19 protein-coding genes are annotated in these 18,446 nt (G+C 72.4%); 12 read left to right on the plus strand and 7 right to left on the minus strand.

Annotation, left to right across the window (positions count from 1 at the left end; translation table 11 throughout):
• The first annotated feature begins 1 nt into the window (after position 1).
• Both AC0NZQ_RS14090 and AC0NZQ_RS14095 read left to right on the plus strand, forming a co-directional pair.
• Positions 2-865, plus strand: a complete 864-nt coding sequence (locus AC0NZQ_RS14090; RefSeq protein ID WP_474530490.1) for a potassium-transporting ATPase subunit C — start codon at positions 2-4, stop codon at positions 863-865.
• Between the two features lie 51 nt (positions 866-916).
• Positions 917-2,035 (plus strand): hypothetical protein, encoded by a 1,119-nt coding sequence (locus tag AC0NZQ_RS14095; RefSeq protein WP_474530491.1) that lies wholly within the window; start codon positions 917-919, stop codon positions 2,033-2,035.
• A 162-nt stretch (positions 2,036-2,197) separates the two neighbouring features.
• On the opposite strand, the gene AC0NZQ_RS14100 is transcribed toward AC0NZQ_RS14095, so the two are convergent.
• The 3 genes from AC0NZQ_RS14100 to AC0NZQ_RS14110 are packed head-to-tail and all read right to left on the minus strand — an operon-like array spanning position 2,198 to position 5,221.
• Positions 2,198-3,052 carry a hypothetical protein gene (locus AC0NZQ_RS14100; protein ID WP_474530492.1) on the minus strand — a complete coding sequence of 285 codons (855 nt, stop codon included), beginning with the start codon at positions 3,050-3,052 and terminating at the stop codon, positions 2,198-2,200.
• A complete protein-coding gene (locus tag AC0NZQ_RS14105) occupies positions 3,042-4,040 on the minus strand; it encodes a DUF5666 domain-containing protein (RefSeq protein ID WP_474530493.1) in 999 nt (332 codons plus the stop codon). The genes AC0NZQ_RS14100 and AC0NZQ_RS14105 overlap by 11 nt, the downstream gene beginning before the upstream one ends.
• A gap of 38 nt (positions 4,041-4,078) precedes the next feature.
• Positions 4,079-5,221, minus strand: coding sequence for a CvpA family protein (locus tag AC0NZQ_RS14110; RefSeq protein ID WP_474530494.1), 1,143 nt, complete (start codon positions 5,219-5,221; stop codon positions 4,079-4,081).
• A gap of 99 nt (positions 5,222-5,320) precedes the next feature.
• Between AC0NZQ_RS14110 and AC0NZQ_RS14115 the strand changes: the two genes are divergently transcribed.
• Together AC0NZQ_RS14115 and AC0NZQ_RS14120 are read left to right on the plus strand one after the other, a co-directional pair.
• Positions 5,321-6,028: a response regulator transcription factor gene (locus tag AC0NZQ_RS14115; protein WP_474530495.1), complete on the plus strand. Its 708-nt coding sequence runs from the start codon at positions 5,321-5,323 to the stop codon at positions 6,026-6,028.
• Positions 6,025-7,512 carry a sensor histidine kinase gene (locus AC0NZQ_RS14120; RefSeq protein ID WP_474530496.1) on the plus strand — a complete coding sequence of 496 codons (1,488 nt, stop codon included), beginning with the start codon at positions 6,025-6,027 and terminating at the stop codon, positions 7,510-7,512. Before AC0NZQ_RS14115 ends, AC0NZQ_RS14120 begins: the two co-directional genes overlap by 4 nt.
• Positions 7,513-7,563: 51 nt before the next feature.
• On the opposite strand, the gene AC0NZQ_RS14125 is transcribed toward AC0NZQ_RS14120, so the two are convergent.
• Positions 7,564-8,529, minus strand: coding sequence for an ATP-binding protein (locus AC0NZQ_RS14125; RefSeq protein WP_474530497.1), 966 nt, complete (start codon positions 8,527-8,529; stop codon positions 7,564-7,566).
• On the opposite strand from AC0NZQ_RS14125, the gene AC0NZQ_RS14130 reads away from it, so the two are divergent.
• Positions 8,528-9,454 (plus strand): histone H1-like repetitive region-containing protein, encoded by a 927-nt coding sequence (locus AC0NZQ_RS14130; RefSeq protein ID WP_474530498.1) that lies wholly within the window; start codon positions 8,528-8,530, stop codon positions 9,452-9,454. The two genes, AC0NZQ_RS14125 and AC0NZQ_RS14130, sit on opposite strands and share 2 nt — an antisense overlap.
• Before the next feature lie 97 nt (positions 9,455-9,551).
• Here the strand turns inward: AC0NZQ_RS14130 and panB are convergent, their stop codons facing one another.
• Positions 9,552-10,388 (minus strand): 3-methyl-2-oxobutanoate hydroxymethyltransferase, encoded by an 837-nt coding sequence (gene panB, locus AC0NZQ_RS14135; protein WP_474530500.1) that lies wholly within the window; start codon positions 10,386-10,388, stop codon positions 9,552-9,554.
• Between the two features lie 283 nt (positions 10,389-10,671).
• Between panB and AC0NZQ_RS14140 the strand changes: the two genes are divergently transcribed.
• From AC0NZQ_RS14140 to glnA, 3 genes are all read left to right on the plus strand, one after another.
• Entirely contained in the window at positions 10,672-12,471 is a 1,800-nt protein-coding gene (locus AC0NZQ_RS14140) for a CocE/NonD family hydrolase (RefSeq protein WP_474530502.1), read from the plus strand.
• 181 nt (positions 12,472-12,652) lie between these two features.
• Positions 12,653-13,909 carry a L,D-transpeptidase gene (locus AC0NZQ_RS14145; RefSeq protein ID WP_474530503.1) on the plus strand — a complete coding sequence of 419 codons (1,257 nt, stop codon included), beginning with the start codon at positions 12,653-12,655 and terminating at the stop codon, positions 13,907-13,909.
• Positions 13,910-13,954: 45 nt separating this feature from the next.
• Positions 13,955-15,310 (plus strand): type I glutamate--ammonia ligase, encoded by a 1,356-nt coding sequence (glnA, locus tag AC0NZQ_RS14150; RefSeq protein WP_474530504.1) that lies wholly within the window; start codon positions 13,955-13,957, stop codon positions 15,308-15,310.
• A gap of 6 nt (positions 15,311-15,316) precedes the next feature.
• Here glnA and AC0NZQ_RS14155 read toward each other — a convergent pair whose 3' ends face one another.
• Complete coding sequence (locus tag AC0NZQ_RS14155) at positions 15,317-15,907, minus strand: helix-turn-helix domain-containing protein (protein ID WP_474530505.1); 591 nt, start codon at positions 15,905-15,907, stop codon at positions 15,317-15,319.
• 66 nt (positions 15,908-15,973) lie between these two features.
• Here AC0NZQ_RS14155 and AC0NZQ_RS14160 point away from each other — a divergent pair, with 66 nt between their 5' ends.
• The 3 genes from AC0NZQ_RS14160 (at position 15,974) to AC0NZQ_RS14170 (ending at position 17,695) form a co-directional block, all read left to right on the plus strand.
• The gene (locus AC0NZQ_RS14160; RefSeq protein WP_474530506.1) at positions 15,974-16,618 is read left to right on the plus strand and encodes a class I SAM-dependent methyltransferase; all 645 of its coding nucleotides are present in this window, start codon (positions 15,974-15,976) and stop codon (positions 16,616-16,618) included.
• On the plus strand, positions 16,602-17,066 hold the full coding sequence (locus AC0NZQ_RS14165; RefSeq protein ID WP_474530510.1) for a mycothiol transferase: 465 nt from the start codon (positions 16,602-16,604) through the stop codon (positions 17,064-17,066). The genes AC0NZQ_RS14160 and AC0NZQ_RS14165 overlap by 17 nt, the downstream gene beginning before the upstream one ends.
• Before the next feature lie 137 nt (positions 17,067-17,203).
• Positions 17,204-17,695, plus strand: a complete 492-nt coding sequence (locus AC0NZQ_RS14170) for an FBP domain-containing protein (RefSeq protein ID WP_474530511.1) — start codon at positions 17,204-17,206, stop codon at positions 17,693-17,695.
• Between the two features lie 19 nt (positions 17,696-17,714).
• Here AC0NZQ_RS14170 and AC0NZQ_RS14175 read toward each other — a convergent pair whose 3' ends face one another.
• Positions 17,715-18,080, minus strand: coding sequence for a DUF2256 domain-containing protein (locus tag AC0NZQ_RS14175; protein ID WP_474530512.1), 366 nt, complete (start codon positions 18,078-18,080; stop codon positions 17,715-17,717).
• Positions 18,081-18,119: 39 nt separating this feature from the next.
• On the opposite strand from AC0NZQ_RS14175, the gene AC0NZQ_RS14180 reads away from it, so the two are divergent.
• Positions 18,120-18,446, plus strand: coding sequence for a DUF3140 domain-containing protein (locus AC0NZQ_RS14180; RefSeq protein WP_474530513.1), 327 nt, complete (start codon positions 18,120-18,122; stop codon positions 18,444-18,446).

Below are 18,446 nucleotides of genomic sequence, written 5' to 3' on the forward strand. Positions count from 1 at the left end.
CATGCGCAACCTCGGCACCTCCCTGCGTCAGCTCTCCGCGGCGCTGCGGATCCTGCTCGCCTTCACCGTGTTGCTCGGCGTTCTCTACCCGCTCGGCGTCTGGGCGGTGGGACAGGTCCCCGGCCTCGCCCACCGGGCCGACGGCTCGATGCTCAGCCGCAACGGCAAGCCGGTCGGCTCGGCGCTCGTCGGCCAGAGCTTCACGGACGCCAAGGGCAACCCGCTGCGGCAGTACCTGCAGTCGCGACCGTCGGCCGGCAACTACGACCCCACCGCCACCGGTGCCTCCAACCTCGGTCCCGAGTCGATCGAAGACGCCGGCCCCGACAAGCGTTCGCTGCTCAGCACGGTCTGTGCCCGCAGCAAGGCCGTCGGGGAGCTCGAGGGCGTCGACGGCAGCCGTCCGTACTGCACCAGCACCGGTGTCGGTGCCGTCCTCGCCGTCTTCTTCGCCGAGCCAAGCTACCGGGGCGCCGTCACCCGCGTCGTCAGCGTGGACCAGTTCTGCCCGGCGACGCCCTTCCTGGCCTCCTACCGTGGCGTTCGGGTCGAGTGCGCGCGAGCCGGGGCGGACTACAGCCGGGGGAAGCTGGTCCCGATCCGGGGCGACGCGCCGGCGCACCCCGCCGTCCCCGCCGACGCCGTGACGGCGAGCGGTTCCGGCATCGACCCCGAGATCTCGATGGCCTACGCGCAGCTGCAGGCGCCCCGGATCGCCCGGCTGCGCGGGGTGAGCACGGCGCGCGTGCGGGCCGTGATCGACCGCGTCGCCACCGGCCGCGACCTCGGGTTCATGGGCGAGGAGAAGGTGAACGTGCTCGAGGTCAACCTCGCCCTCGATCGCGACTTCCCCTACCGGGACTGAGGCGGGGCAGGCGCACCTGTTCCCCGTCCCCTTCCCGTCCCGGAGTCCCTCATGACCGGTCCCGCCGTCCTCGGCGACGAGCCCACGCTCGTCGTCGACCTCCCCGCCTTCCGCTCCGCCGCGCTGCGAACCGGCTGCTTCCTCGACGCCGAGGGGCACGGCGAGCTCGCCGCCGCAGCCGCAGCAGATCTGCCGGAGGAGGTGCTGGTGCGTCATGCGCCGCCGCGCACCGCTCCGGTGACGGGGCGTTGGGTGGTCGGTGACGCGGCCCGGTTGCGCGCCCTGGAGCGGGTGTCCAGCGTGCGCACGCCGGCCGGCGTGCTGCTGCACGTGACGTCGCCGGGTCATGGCGGCACTCGCGGATTCGACCCGTACCGCCGCGCCTTCTGCGATGCACTGCGGACGATTGCGGCGAGTCCCCGGCTGCGGGCCGACGGCCTGTACCTGCGGACGGGAGAGGACGGCGACGCCGCCGCCGCGGTGCGTCGAGCCTGTCGGACGGGGGTCGAGCTCGCCGCCGCGGTCCAGCAGCTCTCCGGGGCGGAGCTGCCCGCGCTGTACGTGCGGCGCGAGACGACCGCCGGTCTCGCCGGCACCCGGACCACTGCGGCCGCCGAGGTGAGCGTCGAGGACGTAGCCGCGCTCACCGAGGCCGCCCGGGAGGAGGTGGCGCGGCACTGCCGTGCTCTCGGCTCCCGGCCCCCGGTGGTGCGACTCGACGCCGGGCCGGAGACCGGCCCGACGTGCCACGAGGCCCGGGTGCCGGTGCTGGCCATCTCGGCCACGTGCGTCACGCTGGATCTGCCCGACGAGGAGATCAGCTCGCTGGCCGGGGCATGGGGGCCCACTGCTGGGGTGCTGCCCAGCCTCGTCATGACGGCGTCACCGCCGCCACTGGTGCAGGCAGCTCCACCGGTGCGCCGTGACCTCGGGTCGCGGCGAGGCCGGGTCGTCGTCACCGGTGTGGCGCTGCCGGCTTCGCTGCGTCCCGGAGACGTCCTGCGGTTCCCGCTGCCCGGACGCATCGCGCTGGCGGCGGCCGGGCACTACCGGCTGGTGGCCGTGGACCATCGTCTCGGTGCGTCGCGCGAGCTGCTCGCGGGACTGCCGGGGGCCGCCGCCCGGCACCGACGCCATGCAGAGCTGCTGGCCCATCGACCCACGGGCTGAGCCACCGGCGCACCGACCCGCCCCCGGCCGGCTCCCTGGTTGCCGGGTGGCCTCGGCGCGCGATCCCGGGCCCTGCGAGGGCCCCCGTGTCCGCGGAGCGACGAGCCGAGGCCGGGTCCGGTGGCGTCCGGACCCGGCCTCGCTGGTCGAGCTGTGCTGCGGTCAGTCCTGCGTGCCGCCTGCCTGGCCCGCCGGTCCGCCGGCCGGTGGCTGCGGTGCCTCACCCCCGCTGGGTCCGGCATCCGGCCCGGCTGCGGGGCCGCCGCCGGACTGCTCGTCCGACCCGGTGTCCGAAGCGTCGCCCGAAGTGCTGCCCGGGGCCGGGGGAGCGTCGTGGACGCGCCCCTTCGCCGGGCCGGCCGGAGCGCCGTGCCGCTTCGCGCCGGGCCCGCCGGCCTCGCCACCCGGTCCGGCCGGCGGGGCCGCCGCCGGACCTGCCGACGGCTCCGAGGACGGTATCGACGACGGCACCGACGACGGCACCGAGGAGGGGCTGGTCACCGCCCCGCCCGAGCCGGTGGTGTCCCGCGAGGAGTCACGGCTGCCGGTCGCCGTCGATCCGGAGGTCGAGCCGGCGCCGGCCGAGCTGCCGCCCCCGGAGGAGGATCCGCCCTCGTCCGAGCCGAGCAGCCCCTTTGCCGGACCGACGCCCGCCGCGGCCAGACCGCTGACGATCAGCGCTGCTGCCAGCAGCCCACCGCCGACCAGCACCCCGGTGCCGAGCCGCCGGGAGCGGCGCTCGGAGCCGCCGAGGTCCTCGTGCGGTTCGGCGGCGGGGGAGCCGGCCGAAGCCCCGAGGGGCCCGCCGGCGGCGGTGCCGCCGACGGAGCTACCGGCTGTGCCGCCGACGGACCTACCGATGGGGCCGACGTGCACCGTTCCGTCCGCGGGTGCAGCCGGGACGGCCGGGAACTGCGCGGTGTCGCCGTCGTGCTCGCGCCACTCCCGCCACCGGGCGAGCTGCTGGGTCGGGTCCTCCGGGTCGCGGCCCGATCCGTCATGCCGGTCAGGAGCCACTGCTCGCGCCCCCCGACGGGGCGTTGCTCGGCGCCGACGGAGCGTTGCTCGGCGCCGACGGGGCACCGGAGGGAGCCTTCGGCGGCGTGGGGGCACCCGAGGGGGCCTTTCCGGACGGAGCCTTTCCCGACGGGGCCTTCACCGAGGGAGCCTTGCCAGTGGGCGCCTTCGGTGCGCCCTTCGGGGCGCCCTTGCCCGGCGCCACCGCCGGTCCGCCCGCGGGGCCGCGACCGCCCGGCGCCCCGGGACCCTGCCCCATCGGGCCGGCGGGACCGCCCGGCCCGGCCGGAGCCTTGGTGTGGATGTCGACACGGGTCGCGTCGAGCGTGGTGCCGTCGGCGGCGACGCTGCCCTCGGCGTCGATCACGCTGCCGCTGCCGAGCGCGTCACGGCTGGACTTGGCGCCGTCCTTGGTGAAGGTGGTGCCGTCCGAGAGCGTGATCTTGCGGGTGAAGCCGTCGTGGTCGGTGACGGTGACGGCGTCGCCGCTGACGCCGGTGACGACCCCGCCGATGTGCGCGGGCCGGATGTCGACGTCCTTGGCGACGTAGTCCGATCCGGACTTCGCGCCGCGGATCGCGACTCGCTGCCCGACCTCGAGCGACGACGACGAGACCTTCGACGCGCCGCGGTGGACGGTGGTGCTGTCGTTGACCGTGTACGTGCGGGAGGTGCCGAAGTCGTTGCGGATCGTCACCGAGCCCGAGCCGGCCGCCGTGACGGTGCCCGCCAGGTCGTTGGCGCTGGGTGCAGCAGGCGGACGCGGGGCGTTGGCCGGGGCGCTCGCCGGCGGTGTCGCCGTACCCGATCCCGAACCGCCCGATCCACCCGAGGCGAAGGCGCCCTCGGCGGCGAGGAAGCCGCCGGTGGCGATGCCGGCCGTGACGAGGGTGGCGATGGTGATCTTGCGGCCGCGGCTGAGCTTGGGAGCCGCCGCGGGCAGGTCGGTCGAGGTGGCCGACTGGTCGTGCTGTGGTGCGTCGTACATGGATTTTCCTTCCGGTCGGATGCTGCGGTGAGTGCGGTTCAGGTGCAGGCGCCGGTGCTGACCGGCGCGGTACGGCCGGCGGCGGCGGCGAGGGCGGCGCGCAGCTCGTCGAGCGAGATGGCATAGCCGGTGTCGCCGTCGGTGCCGGCGAGGGCGTTGACGACGCCGACCACGCGGCCGCCGGTGTCCAGCAGCGGACTGCCGCTGTTGCCGTGCCGGATCTCGGCACGGAGTCGATAGGCCTGGTGCAGGCTCGCGCCGTCGGCCAGGCCAGGGTTGGGGATGGGCATGCGCTGCAGGACGGTCGCCGGGACCGCGGTCCGCGGGCCGCCGCCGGGGTAACCGACGACGACCAGGCCGGCGCCGTTGGCCGCGTCGGTGGGGGCGAGGGTCAGCGGCGCTGCGGTGAGACCGGGGACGTGCAGGACGGCGAGGTCGGCGCGGCGGTCGTTGCGGACCACCGTGGCTGCCAGACCGCCGACGGTGACGCTGTCCGCGCCGGCGACGACGTGGGCGTTCGTCACCACGGTCTGGTCGGCGGCGACGAAGCCGGTCCCGACCGCACCGGAGCCGCAGCGCCGCACCGAGACGAGCAGCACCGAGTCACGGACCGTCGCGTCGACGGCGTCGAGCTGCGCCGCGGAGGGGGTGGCCAGGTCGGTGGCGGGCAGCAGTGCGGCCAGGTCGCCCGGCGCCGCGGTGGTGATCAGCCGCGCCATGCCCGACCACACCTCGCCGGCGACGGGGATGTCGGCGGCGGTGTCGGGGCCGAGCGCGCTGGCGCGGACCGCGGCGGACCAGGAGGCCGGCCCGTAGGCCCCGACCAGGCCGGCGAGCAGGCCGCAGACGACGAGGGCGACGCTGCCCCGCACTGCCACGCCGAGGACCCGGTCCGGCACGGTGGGCGGACCGTGACGCAGCGCGGCGGTGAGGCGGCGACCGAGGGCCAATCCGAGCACCAGGCCGCCGACGGCGCAGGCCGCGCCGAGCACGACGTGGCCGACGGGGGAGAGCGACGAGCTGAGCAGCCGAGCGCACCACAGGCCGGCCAGCAGACCGGCGAGCATCGCGGCGATGCGGAGGGCGGGGCCGACACCGCCGGTACGCCAGCCGCGCAGGGCGGCGAGCGCGACGACGGCGAGGACGACGAGATCCACGACGAGGGGCGTCAGTTGGGGCACGAGACGACCGTGACCTGCCAGTCTGAAGCCAGCCTGAAGCGCGCTGCGGCCGCGCGCTTCTTCAGGATCACTTCAGACGGCCGGGAAAGACTGGATGCCGTGACCCGCTCCCGCCACGCCGCGTCCGCCGGTGCCCGACCCGCCGCGCCGGCCCGCGTCCTCATCGTCGAGGACGAGGCGCCGATCCGCGACTCGCTCGCAGCGGCGTATCGCGCCGCAGGTCACGACGTCAGCGCCCTCGCCGACGGCAGCGGCTTCGAGGAGCACGTGGACGCCTTCCGGCCCGACCTCGTCGTCCTCGACGTGATGCTGCCCGAGCGGGACGGCTTCGCGCTGGCCCGGGCGCTGCACGAGCGGGCCGAGGCGGCCGTGCTCTTCCTCACCGCCCGCGACGACCTGGACGATCGGCTGCGCGGCTTCGAGGCCGGCGCCGACGACTACGTGCCCAAGCCCTTCGCCATCGAGGAGGTGCTCGCCCGCTCCTCGGCGGCGCTGCGCCGACTCGGCCGCGTCGCCAGCACCGTCCAGGTGGGTGACCTGGTGCTGGACGAATCGGCGTCGCTGGCCAGTCGCGACGGCACCCTGCTCGATCTCACCGCCACCGAGTGGCGGCTGCTCTCCTACCTCGCGGCCAACCGCGGCCGGACGCTGTCCAAGACGCAGATCCTCACCCAGGTCTGGGGTTACGAGGACTACGACCCCAACCTCGTCGAGGTCCACGTCAGCGCGCTGCGGCGCAAGACCGAGGCGCTCGGTCCGCGCATGATCCACACCGTGCGGGGCCTGGGCTACGTGTTGCGCCCGTGAGCCGGTGGCGTCCCCGGCCGGCGTCGCTGCGGGGCCGTGTCGTGCTCGGCACGCTCACACTGCTCGCCGTCCTGCTCAGCGCGCTGTTCGTCACCGTGGACGTGCTGCTCTCGGCTCGGCTGCACAGCGATCTTCGCACCCGGCTCACGGATCGGGTCTCGCTCGCCGACCAGCTCGACGGCGCGTTGTCGCCGCAGCAGCTGGTCGACCGGCTCCGCGGGGACGGCGTCTCGGCGCTGCTCTGCTCGGACTCCGGGTCGGGGTCGGGATCGAGCTCGGGATCGAGCTCGGGATCGAGCTGCGTGCAGGCCGATGGTGCCGCGCCCGCTCCGCCCAACGCCTCCGCCGGCCGCGGCCAACAGCAGCGTCCCGGTCGACCCGGTAGCCGCCCCTCCGGTGGCCCGGCGGCAGGTGGCCCGGGCACGCCGCCGAAGGTCGCCGAGAACACGGTCCAGTCGTCGGGCTCGGTGCTCTTCCTGCGGACGACGCTGCCCTCGAGCGGGCAGGTGCTGACCCTCTCGGTGGACAGCAGCCAGGTCGCCTCGACGCTGCGCGGACTGATCCTGCTCGAGGTGATCGGGGGTCTCGCCCTGCTGCTGGTTGCCGGGCTGCTGCTGGTGCGTGTCGTCGGGGTGGCGCTGCGCCCGCTGGACCACATGACCTCCCTCGCCCGCCAGATCGCCGCCGGCGACCGGGGCCGCCGCCTCAACACCGGCCGACCCGACACCGAGCTGGGGCGGACGGCCGGGGCCTTCGACGACATGCTCGACGAGCTGGAGTCGGCTCTCGCCGCGGCCGCCGCCGCTCAGAACCGGCTGCGTTCGCTGCTGAGCGACGTCTCGCACGAGCTGCGCTCGCCGCTGGCCGGTCTCGCTGTCACCACCGAGACGCTGCTGCGCGACGAGCCCGACCGTGCCGAGCGCGAACGGGCCTACGTGACGCTGGTGCGTGAGACCCGTCGCGCCAACCGGCTCGTCGACGACCTGCTCACCATGACCAGGCTCGACACCGGGATGACGCTGACGACCGCTGCGGTCGATCTCGTGGACGTACTGAGTCAGGAGCTGGAACGGCTGCGGCTCCTCGCGCCGCAGCTGCGGATCGAGATGGAGGCACCCACGGTCGCACCGGTGCTCGCCGACGCCACCCGGCTCGGTCAGGTCTTCGGCAACGTCCTCGGCAACGCGCGCATCGCCGCCGGTCCCGCCGGGACGATCACCGTCTCCGTCGCACGACACGACGACACCTGGCAGGTCGACATCGTCGACGACGGCCCGGGTGTCCCGTCCGGCGACGAGGAACGGATCTTCGAGCGCCTGGTCCGGTTGGACGAGTCACGCTCCCGCGACCGCGGCGGCTTCGGCCTCGGCCTGCCCATCGCCCGCGCCCTTGCTCGCGCGCACGGCGGGGACGTTCGCTGCGTCCCGAGACCCGCCGGGTCGGGCGCCTGCTTCCGGATCACGCTGCCGGTGCGGCTGTCCTGACACGCAGGCGGCGACGACCACCGGCGCCCGTGATCTCACGGGCTCGCCGTGTCAGCGGTCGCAGCTGAAGGTGGGCGACGCAGCCGGCATGGTCGCGGGTCGGTCGTCCAGCGGATCGAGGGTGAACCGCGTCCAGACGGTCTTCTCGCCGTCGCACGGCGAGATGCCCCACTCGTCAGTCAGCGCCTCGACGATCTGCAGGCCGCGACCGGAGGTCGCGTCCGGGGCGGCGGTACGACGCTGCGGCGACCCGGGGGCGTCGTCGGTGGTGGCGATGACCAGCTCGCCGCGGTGCGCGGTGAGGGTGACCGTGAGCTGGTGCGCGTCGGCTCGGACGCAGTTGGTGACGAGCTCGGAGACCGTGAGCGTCGCGTCCTGCACGAACTCCTCGTCGAGGTTGGCGTAGAGAGAGATAAGTTGATCCTGCAACCATTCCCGGGCCACGCGGACCGCGGCCGGGTCGCAGGAGATCGACGTCCGGACGGTGTGGCACATGGGTGCCTCCGGTCGGTGAGCGGCGGGTGTGGAGTGAGCGGGCATCCGTCCACGGCGTACCCACCAGCAGGGCCGTTTCCACGTCCGCGTGCCGGCATCACCCCGACCGCCCGGGAGCGAGGGGAGGTGCTGCGTGGCGACGGTGACCTGCGGGTTCCGCGTCGGCGACGATGCCGACATGCGTCGCGGTGTGCCCACGTGATGGGGCCACGTGATGCGCCGGCGCGAGGCGCCACGGCTGCGGTCCTGTCGGTGACACGATGCGCAAAAGTCGAGAACTGCGCAAAATTCGCCGCGAACTCGTTGCGAGAGGCGACGGATGGCATCGGCGATGCCGGATCGCCTGTGGGGTAGGCGATGTGACTCGTCAACGGCAGTGACCGTGCCGGATTGCGCCGGCAGTAGCACGGGGTGAGCAGATCGTGGGCTCGGCGCGCCGTGTTGACGCGGGTGCAGGGTCAACGTCAACTTTGTGTCAACGACGACGTGGTCGTCGACAGTCGCCGAGGAGGCACCACGCATGACCGCACCTGCGAAGAAGGCTCCGGCCACGAAGGCCGCAGCGAGGAAGACGGCCGCCACGAAGGCGCCGGCGAAGAAGGCAGCGGCCAAGAAGACCACCGCGAAGAAGGCCGCGATCAAGACGGTCGCCGCGGCGAAGAAGACAGTCGCCACCAAGGCGAGTGCCGCGAAGAAGGCTGTGGCCACGACGGCGGCGGCCGCGAAGAAGACCGCCGCAAAGACCGCCGCAACGAAGACTGCGGCGACGAAGGCGCCGGCCACGAAGGTTGCGGCCACCAAGACTGCGGCGAAGAAGGCGCCGGCGAAGAAGGCGTCGGCGAAGAAGGCGTCGGCGAAGAAGGCGTCGGCGAAGAAGGCGCCGGCGAAGAAGGCGCCGGCGAAGAAGGCGCCCGCGAAGAAGGCGCCCGCGAAGAAGGCGCCCGCGAAGAAGGCGCCCGCGAAGAAGGCGCCCGCGAAGAAGGCGCCCGCGAAGAAGGCGCCCGCGAAGAAGGCGCCCGCGAAGAAGACTGCCGTCACGAAGGTTGCGGCCACCAAGACGGCGGCAAAGAAGACTGCCGCCACGAAGTCGACTGCTGCGCGCACGACGGCTGCGAAGAAGGCCTCTGCCACGAAGGCGCCGGCGAAGACCGCGGCGAAGACGACCGCAGCGAAGAAGGCCGCAACGAAGACCACGGCCGCTCGCACGACGGCTGCCAAGAAGGCACCGGCCACGAAGGCGGCAGCCAAGAAGGCGCCGGCCACGAAGACGGCCGCCGCGAAGAAGACCGCCGTGAAGAAGGCCGCCGTGAAGAAGGCCGCCGCGAAGAAGACCGCCGCGAAGAAGACCGCCGCGAAGAAGACCGCCGCGAAGAAGGCTGCGGTGACGCAGGCGCCGGCCCGGAAGACGGCCGCCCGTAAGAGCGCGGCCCGCAAGGCCACGGGCTGAGCCCGGGACCACTCACGACGACGACCGCCGGGCACCTGTTAGCGCGATAACGCGCAAACGTGGTGCCCGGCGGTCGCCGTTCGACGGGCGGTACGGGTCAGCTGTACTCGTGCTCCGGCGCGGGGTAGCTCCCGCCACGGACCTCGTCGCCGAAGCGGGTCGCGGCGTCCCGCAGCACGCCGCCGACATCGGCGAACTCCTTGACGAACTTGGCGGGCTTGCCGCCGCCACGCAGCCCCGCCATGTCCTGCCAGACGAGCACCTGCGCGTCGCAAGACGGTCCGGCGCCGATGCCGACGGTCGGCACGAGCAGTGCCGAGGTGACCTCGGCGGCGACCTCGGAGGGCACGACCTCCATCACCACGGCGAAGGCGCCGGCCTGCTGCAACGCCTTGGCGTCCTGCAGCAGGCGGTGCGCCGCCTCGTCACCGCGACCCTGCACCCGGTAGCCGCCGAAGGCGTTGACCGACTGCGGGGTCAATCCGATGTGCGCCATGACGGGGATGCCGGCGTTCACCAGAGCCTCGACCTGGGGGGCCACCCGAGCGCCGCCCTCGAGCTTGACGGCCTGGGCGCCGCCCTCCTTCATGAACCGGGCGGCACTGTCGAGGGCCTGCTGCGGGGAGGCCTGGTACGTCCCGAAGGGCAGGTCGGCGACGACCAGGGCGCGGGAGGTCCCTCGGACAACGCCGCGGACCAGGGGCAGCAGCTCGTCGATCGTCACCGGCACGGTGGTGTCGTAGCCGTAGACGACGTTGGCGGCCGAGTCACCGACGAGCAGGACAGGGATCCCGGCCTCGTCGAAGACGCGTGCCGTGGAGTAGTCGTACGCGGTGAGCATCGGCCAGCGCTCGCCGCGCTCCTTGGCCAGCTGCAGGTCACGGATGGTGACGCGGCGCGAGGAGATGCCGCCGTACAGGGAGGTGGTGCTCATGTCGGTGCCTCATCTTCGTTCCTCGAGGCCGGTCCGGCCGGTCCCCGGGCGTGTAATGCGGACGTGACAATGCTGCAACCTACCGGCCGGTAAGTCAGGAGCACGGCGCTGAGACTCCGGTCACCGACAGCTCGAATGCCGTCATACCGGGCATCGGCGCCGGATCGTGCGGCGATTGCGTGTCGTCCCGGCCGGAACGCGAAGCGGTCGTGAGCGGAGCGTGACCCGGACCACAGCGGCTCGTTGGATCGGACGGCTCGTCGTCCCGACCCCAGGAGCAACCGTGACCCTCACCCGCCTCGCTCGGGCCCTCGCCGTCGCGACCGTCGCCGTCTCCGCTGCAGCCCTCGGTGTCACTCCCGGTGTCGCCGTCGGCTCGGCGAGTGCCGCCAGCCCGGCGTACACGGTCCGGTCGCTGCACTTCGCGGTGGCCGTCGGTCCCGACCGGAGCACGAGCTGCGACGTCGTGGGCGACCTCTACCTGCCGGCGGGCGCCACGTCCCGCGCCCGGGTCCCGGCGATTCTCACCACGAACGGCTTCGGCGGCTCGGCGGCAGACCAGCAGCCCTTCGCCGAGCGCTACGCCACCGCCGGCTATGCGGTGCTCTCCTACTCCGGGCTCGGTTTCGGCGGGTCCGGCTGCAAGATCACGCTCGACGACCCCGACTACGACGGGGTGGCGGCGAGCCGGCTCGTCAGCTATCTCGGCGGCGCACCGGGCATCGCCTTCGCCGACGCGAAGCACACCGTCGCCGCGCCCCGGCTGGACGTCGTGGTCCACGACTCGCGCGACCACCGCGGCCGGGCGCAGCCCTACGATCCGAGGGTCGGGATGTGGGGCGGCAGCTACGGCGGGCAGGTCCAGTTCGCCGCGGCCGCCGTCGACCCGCGCATCGACGCCCTCAATCCGCAGATCACCTGGAACGACCTCTCCTACTCATTGGGGCCGAACAACATCACTGCGCCCGGTGACGTCAGCCCGGCCGAACCCGGCGCCACCAAGATCACCTGGGGGCTGCTCTTCTCCACCGTCGGCATCCTGGACGGGCTGCAGTACGCCAGGGACGATCCGTCCCGTCTCGTGGGCTGCCCCAACTTCGCCGACTTCGTCTGCCCGGCCCTGGTCTCGGCGGGGACGACCGGCTACTTCCAGCCGGCTGCCGTCACCGCGCTGCGTCACGCCTCGGTCGCCTCGTACCTCGACAGGATCCGCATCCCCGTGCTGCTGGACCAGGGGCAGACCGACACCCTCTTCAACCTCAACGAGGCGATAGCCACCTACCGGTCGCTGCGGCGTCAGGGCACCCCGGTCACCATGCTGTGGCGCGAGCAGGGGCACTCGGGCGGCACCCCGTCCGCCGCCGGGCTGGCCTACGAGGACGGCCGGGTCCGCGCCTGGTTCGACCATTACCTCAAGGGCTCGTCGGTCGGCACGGGCTCCGGTTTCGCGTACTACCGCGACTGGACCGGGACGTGGGCCGAGTCGGCCGGCTACCCGGTCGGGGCCGCGCGCAGCTACTACCTCTCCGGAGCGACGGACCTGGAGGCCACGGCGACGCGCGTGACGGCCGGGACGCAGACCTTCCTCACCACCGCGGCCGGCCTGCCGACGGGTCTCGCCGACCCCGACGCCTTGGGCAACCGGCTCCCGGCGGGCACCAACCTGGACCTCCCGGACGCCGACCTGCCCGGCACCACGGCGAGCTGGCAGACGCCGGTCCAGTCCTCGGCCACCGATGTCGTGGGGGCGCCGACCCTGGACCTCCGCGTGAGTGCCCCGTCGGCCGCCCTCACCTCGAGCACGCCGGCGGGACGCCTCGTCCTGGTCGCGAAGCTCTACGACGTCGGGCCGGACGGGACGGCGTCCCTGATCAAGGGTCTGGTCGCACCGGTCAGGGTGACGGACCCGACCAGGGCCTTCCGGGTCACGATGCCGGCTATCGCGCACCGCTTCGGGGCGGGGCACCGCATCAGGCTCGTCGTGGCCGGGGGAGACGTGAACTACCGCGGCGGCCTGGTGGCCACGCCGGTCACCGTCACGGGGTCGACCGCCAACGTCCTGCGGCTGCCCGTCGTGCGTTAGCGATCCGATCGGAGCGACCATTCGCCGCGCCCCGGCGAATGGTCGCGACGAGTTGTGAAAAGGCTGCGAGTGCTCCCGGCCGTCTCGGATTCGTCGTGCACACTGGAATCGGACTTGTGTGTTTTCTGCAGTTTCTCGGAGGCAATCTGTGCATCGGGTCGGTACCGTTCGGCGTCGCAGCGTGGCGACCGCAATCGCAGCCCTGTCCGTCCTGGGCCTCGCGGCCTGCACGGCGCAGTCAGGCTCGGACGATCCGTCCTCGGGTGCTCCGTCCACGGCCACCGGCAGCTCCGGTGCGCCCTCGTCGGCTGCGGGCAGCACGAGCAGCAGCCGTCCCGCCAGCGAGGCCGACATCTCGGTCTCGGCTGTCGGCGGCAAGGAGAAGGCCAATCCGGCGCAGCCGGTCACGGTCAAGGTCCAGGACGGCACGCTCGCCTCGGTGACCCTGACCAACGCCGCCGGCAAGGTAGTCAAGGGCGCACTGGGCAGCGACAAGGCGTCCTGGAGCAACACCGAGCCGCTCGGGTACTCCAAGACCTACACCCTTACGGCGAAAGCCAAGGACTCCGACGGCGCCGAGGTCGTCAAGAGCGAGAAGATCACCACGCTCACGCCCGGCAACATGACGATGCCGTACTTCAACACCACGAACGGCACCAGCATGACCGACGGCGCCACCTACGGCGTCGGCATGGTGTCGATGGTCTACTTCGACGAGCCCATCCCGGACAAGGCCGCCGCGATCAAGGACCTGACGGTGACCACCTCGCCGAAGGTCGAGGGTGCCTGGTACTGGCAGGACGACCAGCGGGTGCTGTGGCGGCCGAAGTCGTACTACCCCGAGGGCACCAAGGTCCGGATCGATGCCAAGGTCTACGGCAAGGATCTCGGCCAGGGCCTCTACGGGCAGTCCGACGCCTCCACCTCCTTCACCGTCGGCGAGAAGCACGTGACGATCGCCGACGCCAAGACGCACCGCGTGAAGGTGTACTTCGACGACAAGCTCGTGAAGAACTACCCCACCTCGATGGGACGCGGCGGTTACATCGAGGGCGGCAAGATCGCGCTCTGGACCCCGCCGGGCACATACACGGTCATCACCCACGAGAACCCGGCCAACATGAGCTCGAGCAGCTACGGCCTGCCCGCGGACTCGCCCTACGGCTACAAGAACCTGATCGTGCCGTGGGCGACCAAGATCAGCACCGACGGCATCTACCTGCACGAGCTGAACTCGACGGCCTACGCCCAGGGCAACCAGAACGTCTCCCACGGCTGCCTGAACCTGACGACGGCGCGGGCCAAGTGGTTCTACCAGCACTCGCGCGTCGGTGACGTCGTCACCGTCGTCCACTCCGGGGGGCCGAAACTCAAGCTCTGGCAGGGTGGCGCCTGGAGCATTCCGTGGAGCGAATGGTCCTCCGGCGGCATCAGCTGATCCGGCGGCCTACCCGGGCCGCGGTCGGCAAGTAGCATTCCCGGCGTGGACAGGCAGCAGGAATTCGTCCTTCGGACAATCGAGGAACGCAACATCCGCTTCGTGCGGTTGTGGTTCACCGATGTCCTCGGCACGCTGAAATCGGTCGCGGTGGCGCCGGCCGAGCTGGACGGTGCCTTCGAGGAGGGCATCGGTTTCGACGGCTCGGCCATCGAGGGCTTCAGCCGGGCCAGTGAGAGCGACATGCTCGCCCGACCCGATCCGGCGACGTTCCAGATCCTGCCGCAGAACGACGGCACGACCGATGCTGCGCGGATGTTCTGCGACATCCAGATGCCGGACGGGTCGCCTTCCTGGGCCGACCCGCGCTACGTGCTGCGACGGCAGCTCTCGAAGGCGGCCGAACGAGGCTTCACCTTCTACACGCATCCGGAGATCGAGTTCTTCCTGCTGAAGAACCGGCCGAGCGACGGCAGCGAGCCGCTGCCCATCGACAACGGCGGGTACTTCGACATGACGAGCCACGACGTGGCGCACGACTTCCGCCGTGCCGCCGTCGGGGCGCTCGAGGGCCTCGGCATCTCCGTCGAGTTCAGCCACCACGAGGTCGCGCCCGGTCAGCAAGAGATCGACCTGCGCTACGCCGACGCGCTCTCCATGGCCGACAACCTCATGACCTTCCGGCACGTGATCAAGGAGGTCGCCATCGCCCACGGCGCGCATGCGACCTTCATGCCCAAGCCCTTCAAGCACCAGCCGGGCAGCGGCATGCACACGCACCTGTCGCTCTTCGAGGGCGACCAGAACGCCTTCCACGACCCGGACGACGAGCTCAACCTCTCCAAGACCGCCCGTGCCTTCATCGCCGGGCTGCTGGTGCACGCGCGCGAGATCACCGCCGTCACCAACCAGTGGGTGAACTCCTACAAGCGGCTGTGGGGCTTCGGGTCGCCCGGCTCCATCGTGGAGGCCCCCACCTTCGTCTGCTGGGGACACGCCAACCGCTCGGCCCTGGTCCGCGTGCCGCGCTACAAGCCCGGCAAGGCCAACTCGACGCGGGTCGAGCTGCGCTCGCCCGACACCGCCTGCAACCCCTACCTGGCCTTCGCCGTGATCCTGGCGGCAGGGATGAAGGGCATCGAGGCCGGCTACGAGCTGCCGCCGGGCGCGCAGGACGACGTCTGGTCGCTGTCGGACGTCGAGCGTCGCGCCCTCGGCTACGACGAGCTGCCCCACAACCTCGCCGACGCGCTGCGGGCCATGGAGCAGTCCGAGCTGCTGGCCGAGACGCTCGGCGAGCACGTCTTCGACTTCTTCCTCCGCAACAAGCGCGAGGAGTGGATGGAGTACCGCGCCGAGGTCAGCCCCTTCGAGCTGCGGCGCTACCTGCCGATGCTCTGAGGTCCGTCACCGGCTGCGGGGGCGGGCGCGCAGGTGAGCGCGCTCGCCTTGCTGGCCGAAGAGGATGAGCAGCTCGACCGCCTTCCCGTCGGCCGTACCGAGCCAATGCGGCTTGGCGGTGTCGAACTCGGCCGCCTCGCCGGCGCCGAGCTCGAGGTCCAGCTCGGCGAGCACCAGCCGTAGCCGGCCGTCCAGGACGTAGAGCCACTCGTAACCCTCGTGGGTCTGCAGCTGCGGCTCGTTCCGTCCGCGGCGCGCCGGGATCACCATCTTGAACGACTGGATGCCACCGGCGCGTCGGGTGAGCGGCACGAAGGTCATGCCGTGGCGGCGGATCGGCTTGAGGTGGAGGCGGGGGTCGCCGGTGCGGGGCGCCCCCACCAGGTCGTCCAAGGGGACGCCGTAAGCCTCGGCGAGGGGCAGCAGTAATTCCAGCGTCGCTCGGCGCTGACCGCTCTCCAGCCGCGACAGCGTCGAGGACGAGATGCCGGTGCGCTCGGTGAGCTCGGCCAGGGTGATCTCACGCTGCCGTCGCAGCATCCGCAGGCGGGGACCGACGGCTGCCAGCAGGTCACCGGTGTCGCGGCTCGGCGTCATCGGCTCAGTTTGCCGCTTCGGCAAGCTGGCGTGCCGTTCGGGGGTCGGGCGGTCCACGCTGTCGTCATGACGTCACCGCAGCCAGCCGAAGAATTCTGGGACCAGCACTACCGCAGCCGCGGACCGGACCCGGCGCGGCCGAACCCGCTCCTGACCGAGGTGGCCGGCCGATTGCCCGCCGGCGACGCCCTGGACATCGCCTGCGGCGCGGGCGGGGACAGCCTCTGGCTCGCCGAGCGGGGCTGGCGCGTCACCGCCGTCGACATCGCCGCCCGCGCGATCAGCCGGCTGGCGGAGGCGGCGGCGCGGGCAGGAGTCGCCGAGTACGTCGACGCCCGCCGGCTCGACCTCGTCGCGGACTTCCCTGACGGGACCTTCGATCTCGTCTCGGCGCAGTACTTCCACACCCCGTTCGAGGTCGACCGTGCCGCGATCCTGCGCCGCGCCGCCCGGGCGCTCCGGCCCGGCGGACTGCTGCTCGTCGTCGACCACGGGTCGGTCGCGCCCTGGTCGTGGAACCGGGACCCGGCGGCGTCCTTCCCGACCGCGCACGAGATCGCGTCGGGGCTGCAGCTGGACGACCGCTGGCAGGTGCAGCGGGCTGACCGTCCGCGCCGGCTGGCCACCGGACCCAGCGGAGAACAGGCCGAGGTGGCCGACACCGTCCTCGTCGTCCGTCGCGGGGTGAGTGACGATGCCAGGGCGTCGTGACACGCCCCCGCCGCGCGCCGGGGGCGGCGAGCGCGACGTGCTCACCGGTTTCCTCGCCTATCTCCGCGACGGCGTGGTCCGCAAGCTCGCCGGCGCGCCGGAGCCGCAGGTGCGGACGCCGGTCGTTCCGTCGGGAACGACGCTGCTCGGCCTGGTGAGGCATCTGACGGCAGTTGAGCGCTCGCTGTTCTGCGGGGCGACGGTGCGGAGCTGGCCCGCGACCTTTCGGCCCGACCCGGCCGACACTGTCGCCTCCATCCAGGCCGACTACCGCGCCGCCGCCGCCGAGGCCGATGCCGTCATCGCCGCCGCCGACCTCGACAGCCCGCTCCGCTCCGGCGGACCGACGCTGCGTTGGGCTCTCACCCACATGATCGAGGAGACGGGGCGTCACGCCGGTCACCTCGACATCCTGCGGGAGCTCGCCGACGGCGCCACCGGACGCTGACCCCTCGCCCAGGAGACAGAAATGGTGTTGCTGCAGCGGCGGATGATGGCAGGCATGACCTCGTGGCAGCCGATGGAAGTGACGGGCTGAGCCCAGCCCCGTCCTCGTCCGAGCACCACATCACCCGAGGTCTCCTCATGCGGTCCCTGACCACGTCCGACATCACGCGCGCCTTCGTCAACGCCACCAAGGGCGAGACCAAGGCCATCACCTTCCCCACCGGTTTCGACGACACCGACTTCGCCGCCCTCGACTTCTACGGGTGGCGTGACCCTCGATTCGACCGGCGCGGTTATCTCGTCGCCGAACGCGGCCCGGATCTCGTCGCCGTCCTGCTGACCACCCAGGCCACCGGCGCCGGCACCCGTCGCAAGGCGATGTGCACGATCTGCCGGGCCGTCGACGACGGGAGCAATGTCGCCCTCTTCGCGGCTCGACGCACCGGGCCCCTGGGCCGTCGCGGCGACACCCTCGGCACCTACGTCTGCGCCGGTCTCGACTGCTCGGCGCAGCTGCGGTTCCCCATGCACCGGGCGGGCCGGAGCCAGCTGGCTGATGGTCACGCCTCCGACGACGAGCGGGCCGCCGCGATGCTGGAACGGCTGCAGGCTTTCCTGGAGTCGATCTAGGGGCGGGTGCGGCCGGGCCTCACGGCCGCGAGGTGCGCCGCAGTTCGAACGCGCCGCGGGCGGAGCCGGCATCGACGATCCGGCCGTGCTGGACGATGTCGGCCTCGCCCGTGGCGGCGATGCGTCGTGCCGCCCGGCGGGCAGCTTCGCGTCGGCCAGCGGGGTCGCGGCCGGTGGCGGCGCGTGCGGCCTCGTCCGGGTCGGCTCGGCCGGCGGTTCGCAGCGAGGTGCGCAGCATCTCCTCCAGGGCACGATCGGTGTCGTCCACCCGGCGCCGCCGACAGGCGTCGCTGCAGTAGCGGACCTCGTCCCAGTGGCGCTCCCACTTCTTGCGCCAGGAGAACGGCCGGCCGCAGCTGGCGCAGATCTTGTCCGCCGGTGTCACCCGGTCGATCTACCCGTGCAGACGGGTAAGGCTCACGTCATGAGCCACAGCGACGTGCACGCCGAGTTCTCCGAGGCCGTGAACATGACGAGGTCCGAGCTGCAGAAGTGGCTCGACACCGACGAGTCGAAGGCGGCGGGCCAGCACAAGGACGGTGGTGAGTCGACCGGCCACGAGTCGGGACGCAAGATCGTCGCCATCCTGGCGAAGAAGAAGGCCGACCTCACCGAGGCCGACGAGAAACACATGAGCAAGGTGGTCGGCTACGTCAAGCGACACTCCCGGCAGCGGCCGAAGGGCGATGTCGAGGACACCACCTGGCGGCACTCGCTCATGAACTGGGGACACGACCCGCTGAAGAAGTGA

This window comes from Jatrophihabitans sp. sgz311053, from assembly GCF_056135305.1.

What these genes read in the sequence shown, in the direction of transcription:
- AC0NZQ_RS14090 (WP_474530490.1), top strand. Translation starts at nt 2, where the DNA reads ATGCGCAACCTCGGCACCTCCCTGCGTCAGCTCTCCGCGGCGCTGCGG.
- AC0NZQ_RS14095 (WP_474530491.1), top strand. Translation starts at nt 917, where the DNA reads ATGACCGGTCCCGCCGTCCTCGGCGACGAGCCCACGCTCGTCGTCGAC.
- AC0NZQ_RS14105 (WP_474530493.1), bottom strand. Translation starts at nt 4,040, where the DNA reads ATGTACGACGCACCACAGCACGACCAGTCGGCCACCTCGACCGACCTG.
- AC0NZQ_RS14130 (WP_474530498.1), top strand. Translation starts at nt 8,528, where the DNA reads ATGACCGCACCTGCGAAGAAGGCTCCGGCCACGAAGGCCGCAGCGAGG.
- AC0NZQ_RS14125 (WP_474530497.1), bottom strand. Translation starts at nt 8,529, where the DNA reads ATGCGTGGTGCCTCCTCGGCGACTGTCGACGACCACGTCGTCGTTGAC.
- panB (WP_474530500.1), bottom strand. Translation starts at nt 10,388, where the DNA reads ATGAGCACCACCTCCCTGTACGGCGGCATCTCCTCGCGCCGCGTCACC.
- AC0NZQ_RS14155 (WP_474530505.1), bottom strand. Translation starts at nt 15,907, where the DNA reads ATGACGCCGAGCCGCGACACCGGTGACCTGCTGGCAGCCGTCGGTCCC.
- AC0NZQ_RS14160 (WP_474530506.1), top strand. Translation starts at nt 15,974, where the DNA reads ATGACGTCACCGCAGCCAGCCGAAGAATTCTGGGACCAGCACTACCGC.
- AC0NZQ_RS14165 (WP_474530510.1), top strand. Translation starts at nt 16,602, where the DNA reads ATGCCAGGGCGTCGTGACACGCCCCCGCCGCGCGCCGGGGGCGGCGAG.
- AC0NZQ_RS14170 (WP_474530511.1), top strand. Translation starts at nt 17,204, where the DNA reads ATGCGGTCCCTGACCACGTCCGACATCACGCGCGCCTTCGTCAACGCC.
- AC0NZQ_RS14180 (WP_474530513.1), top strand. Translation starts at nt 18,120, where the DNA reads ATGAGCCACAGCGACGTGCACGCCGAGTTCTCCGAGGCCGTGAACATG.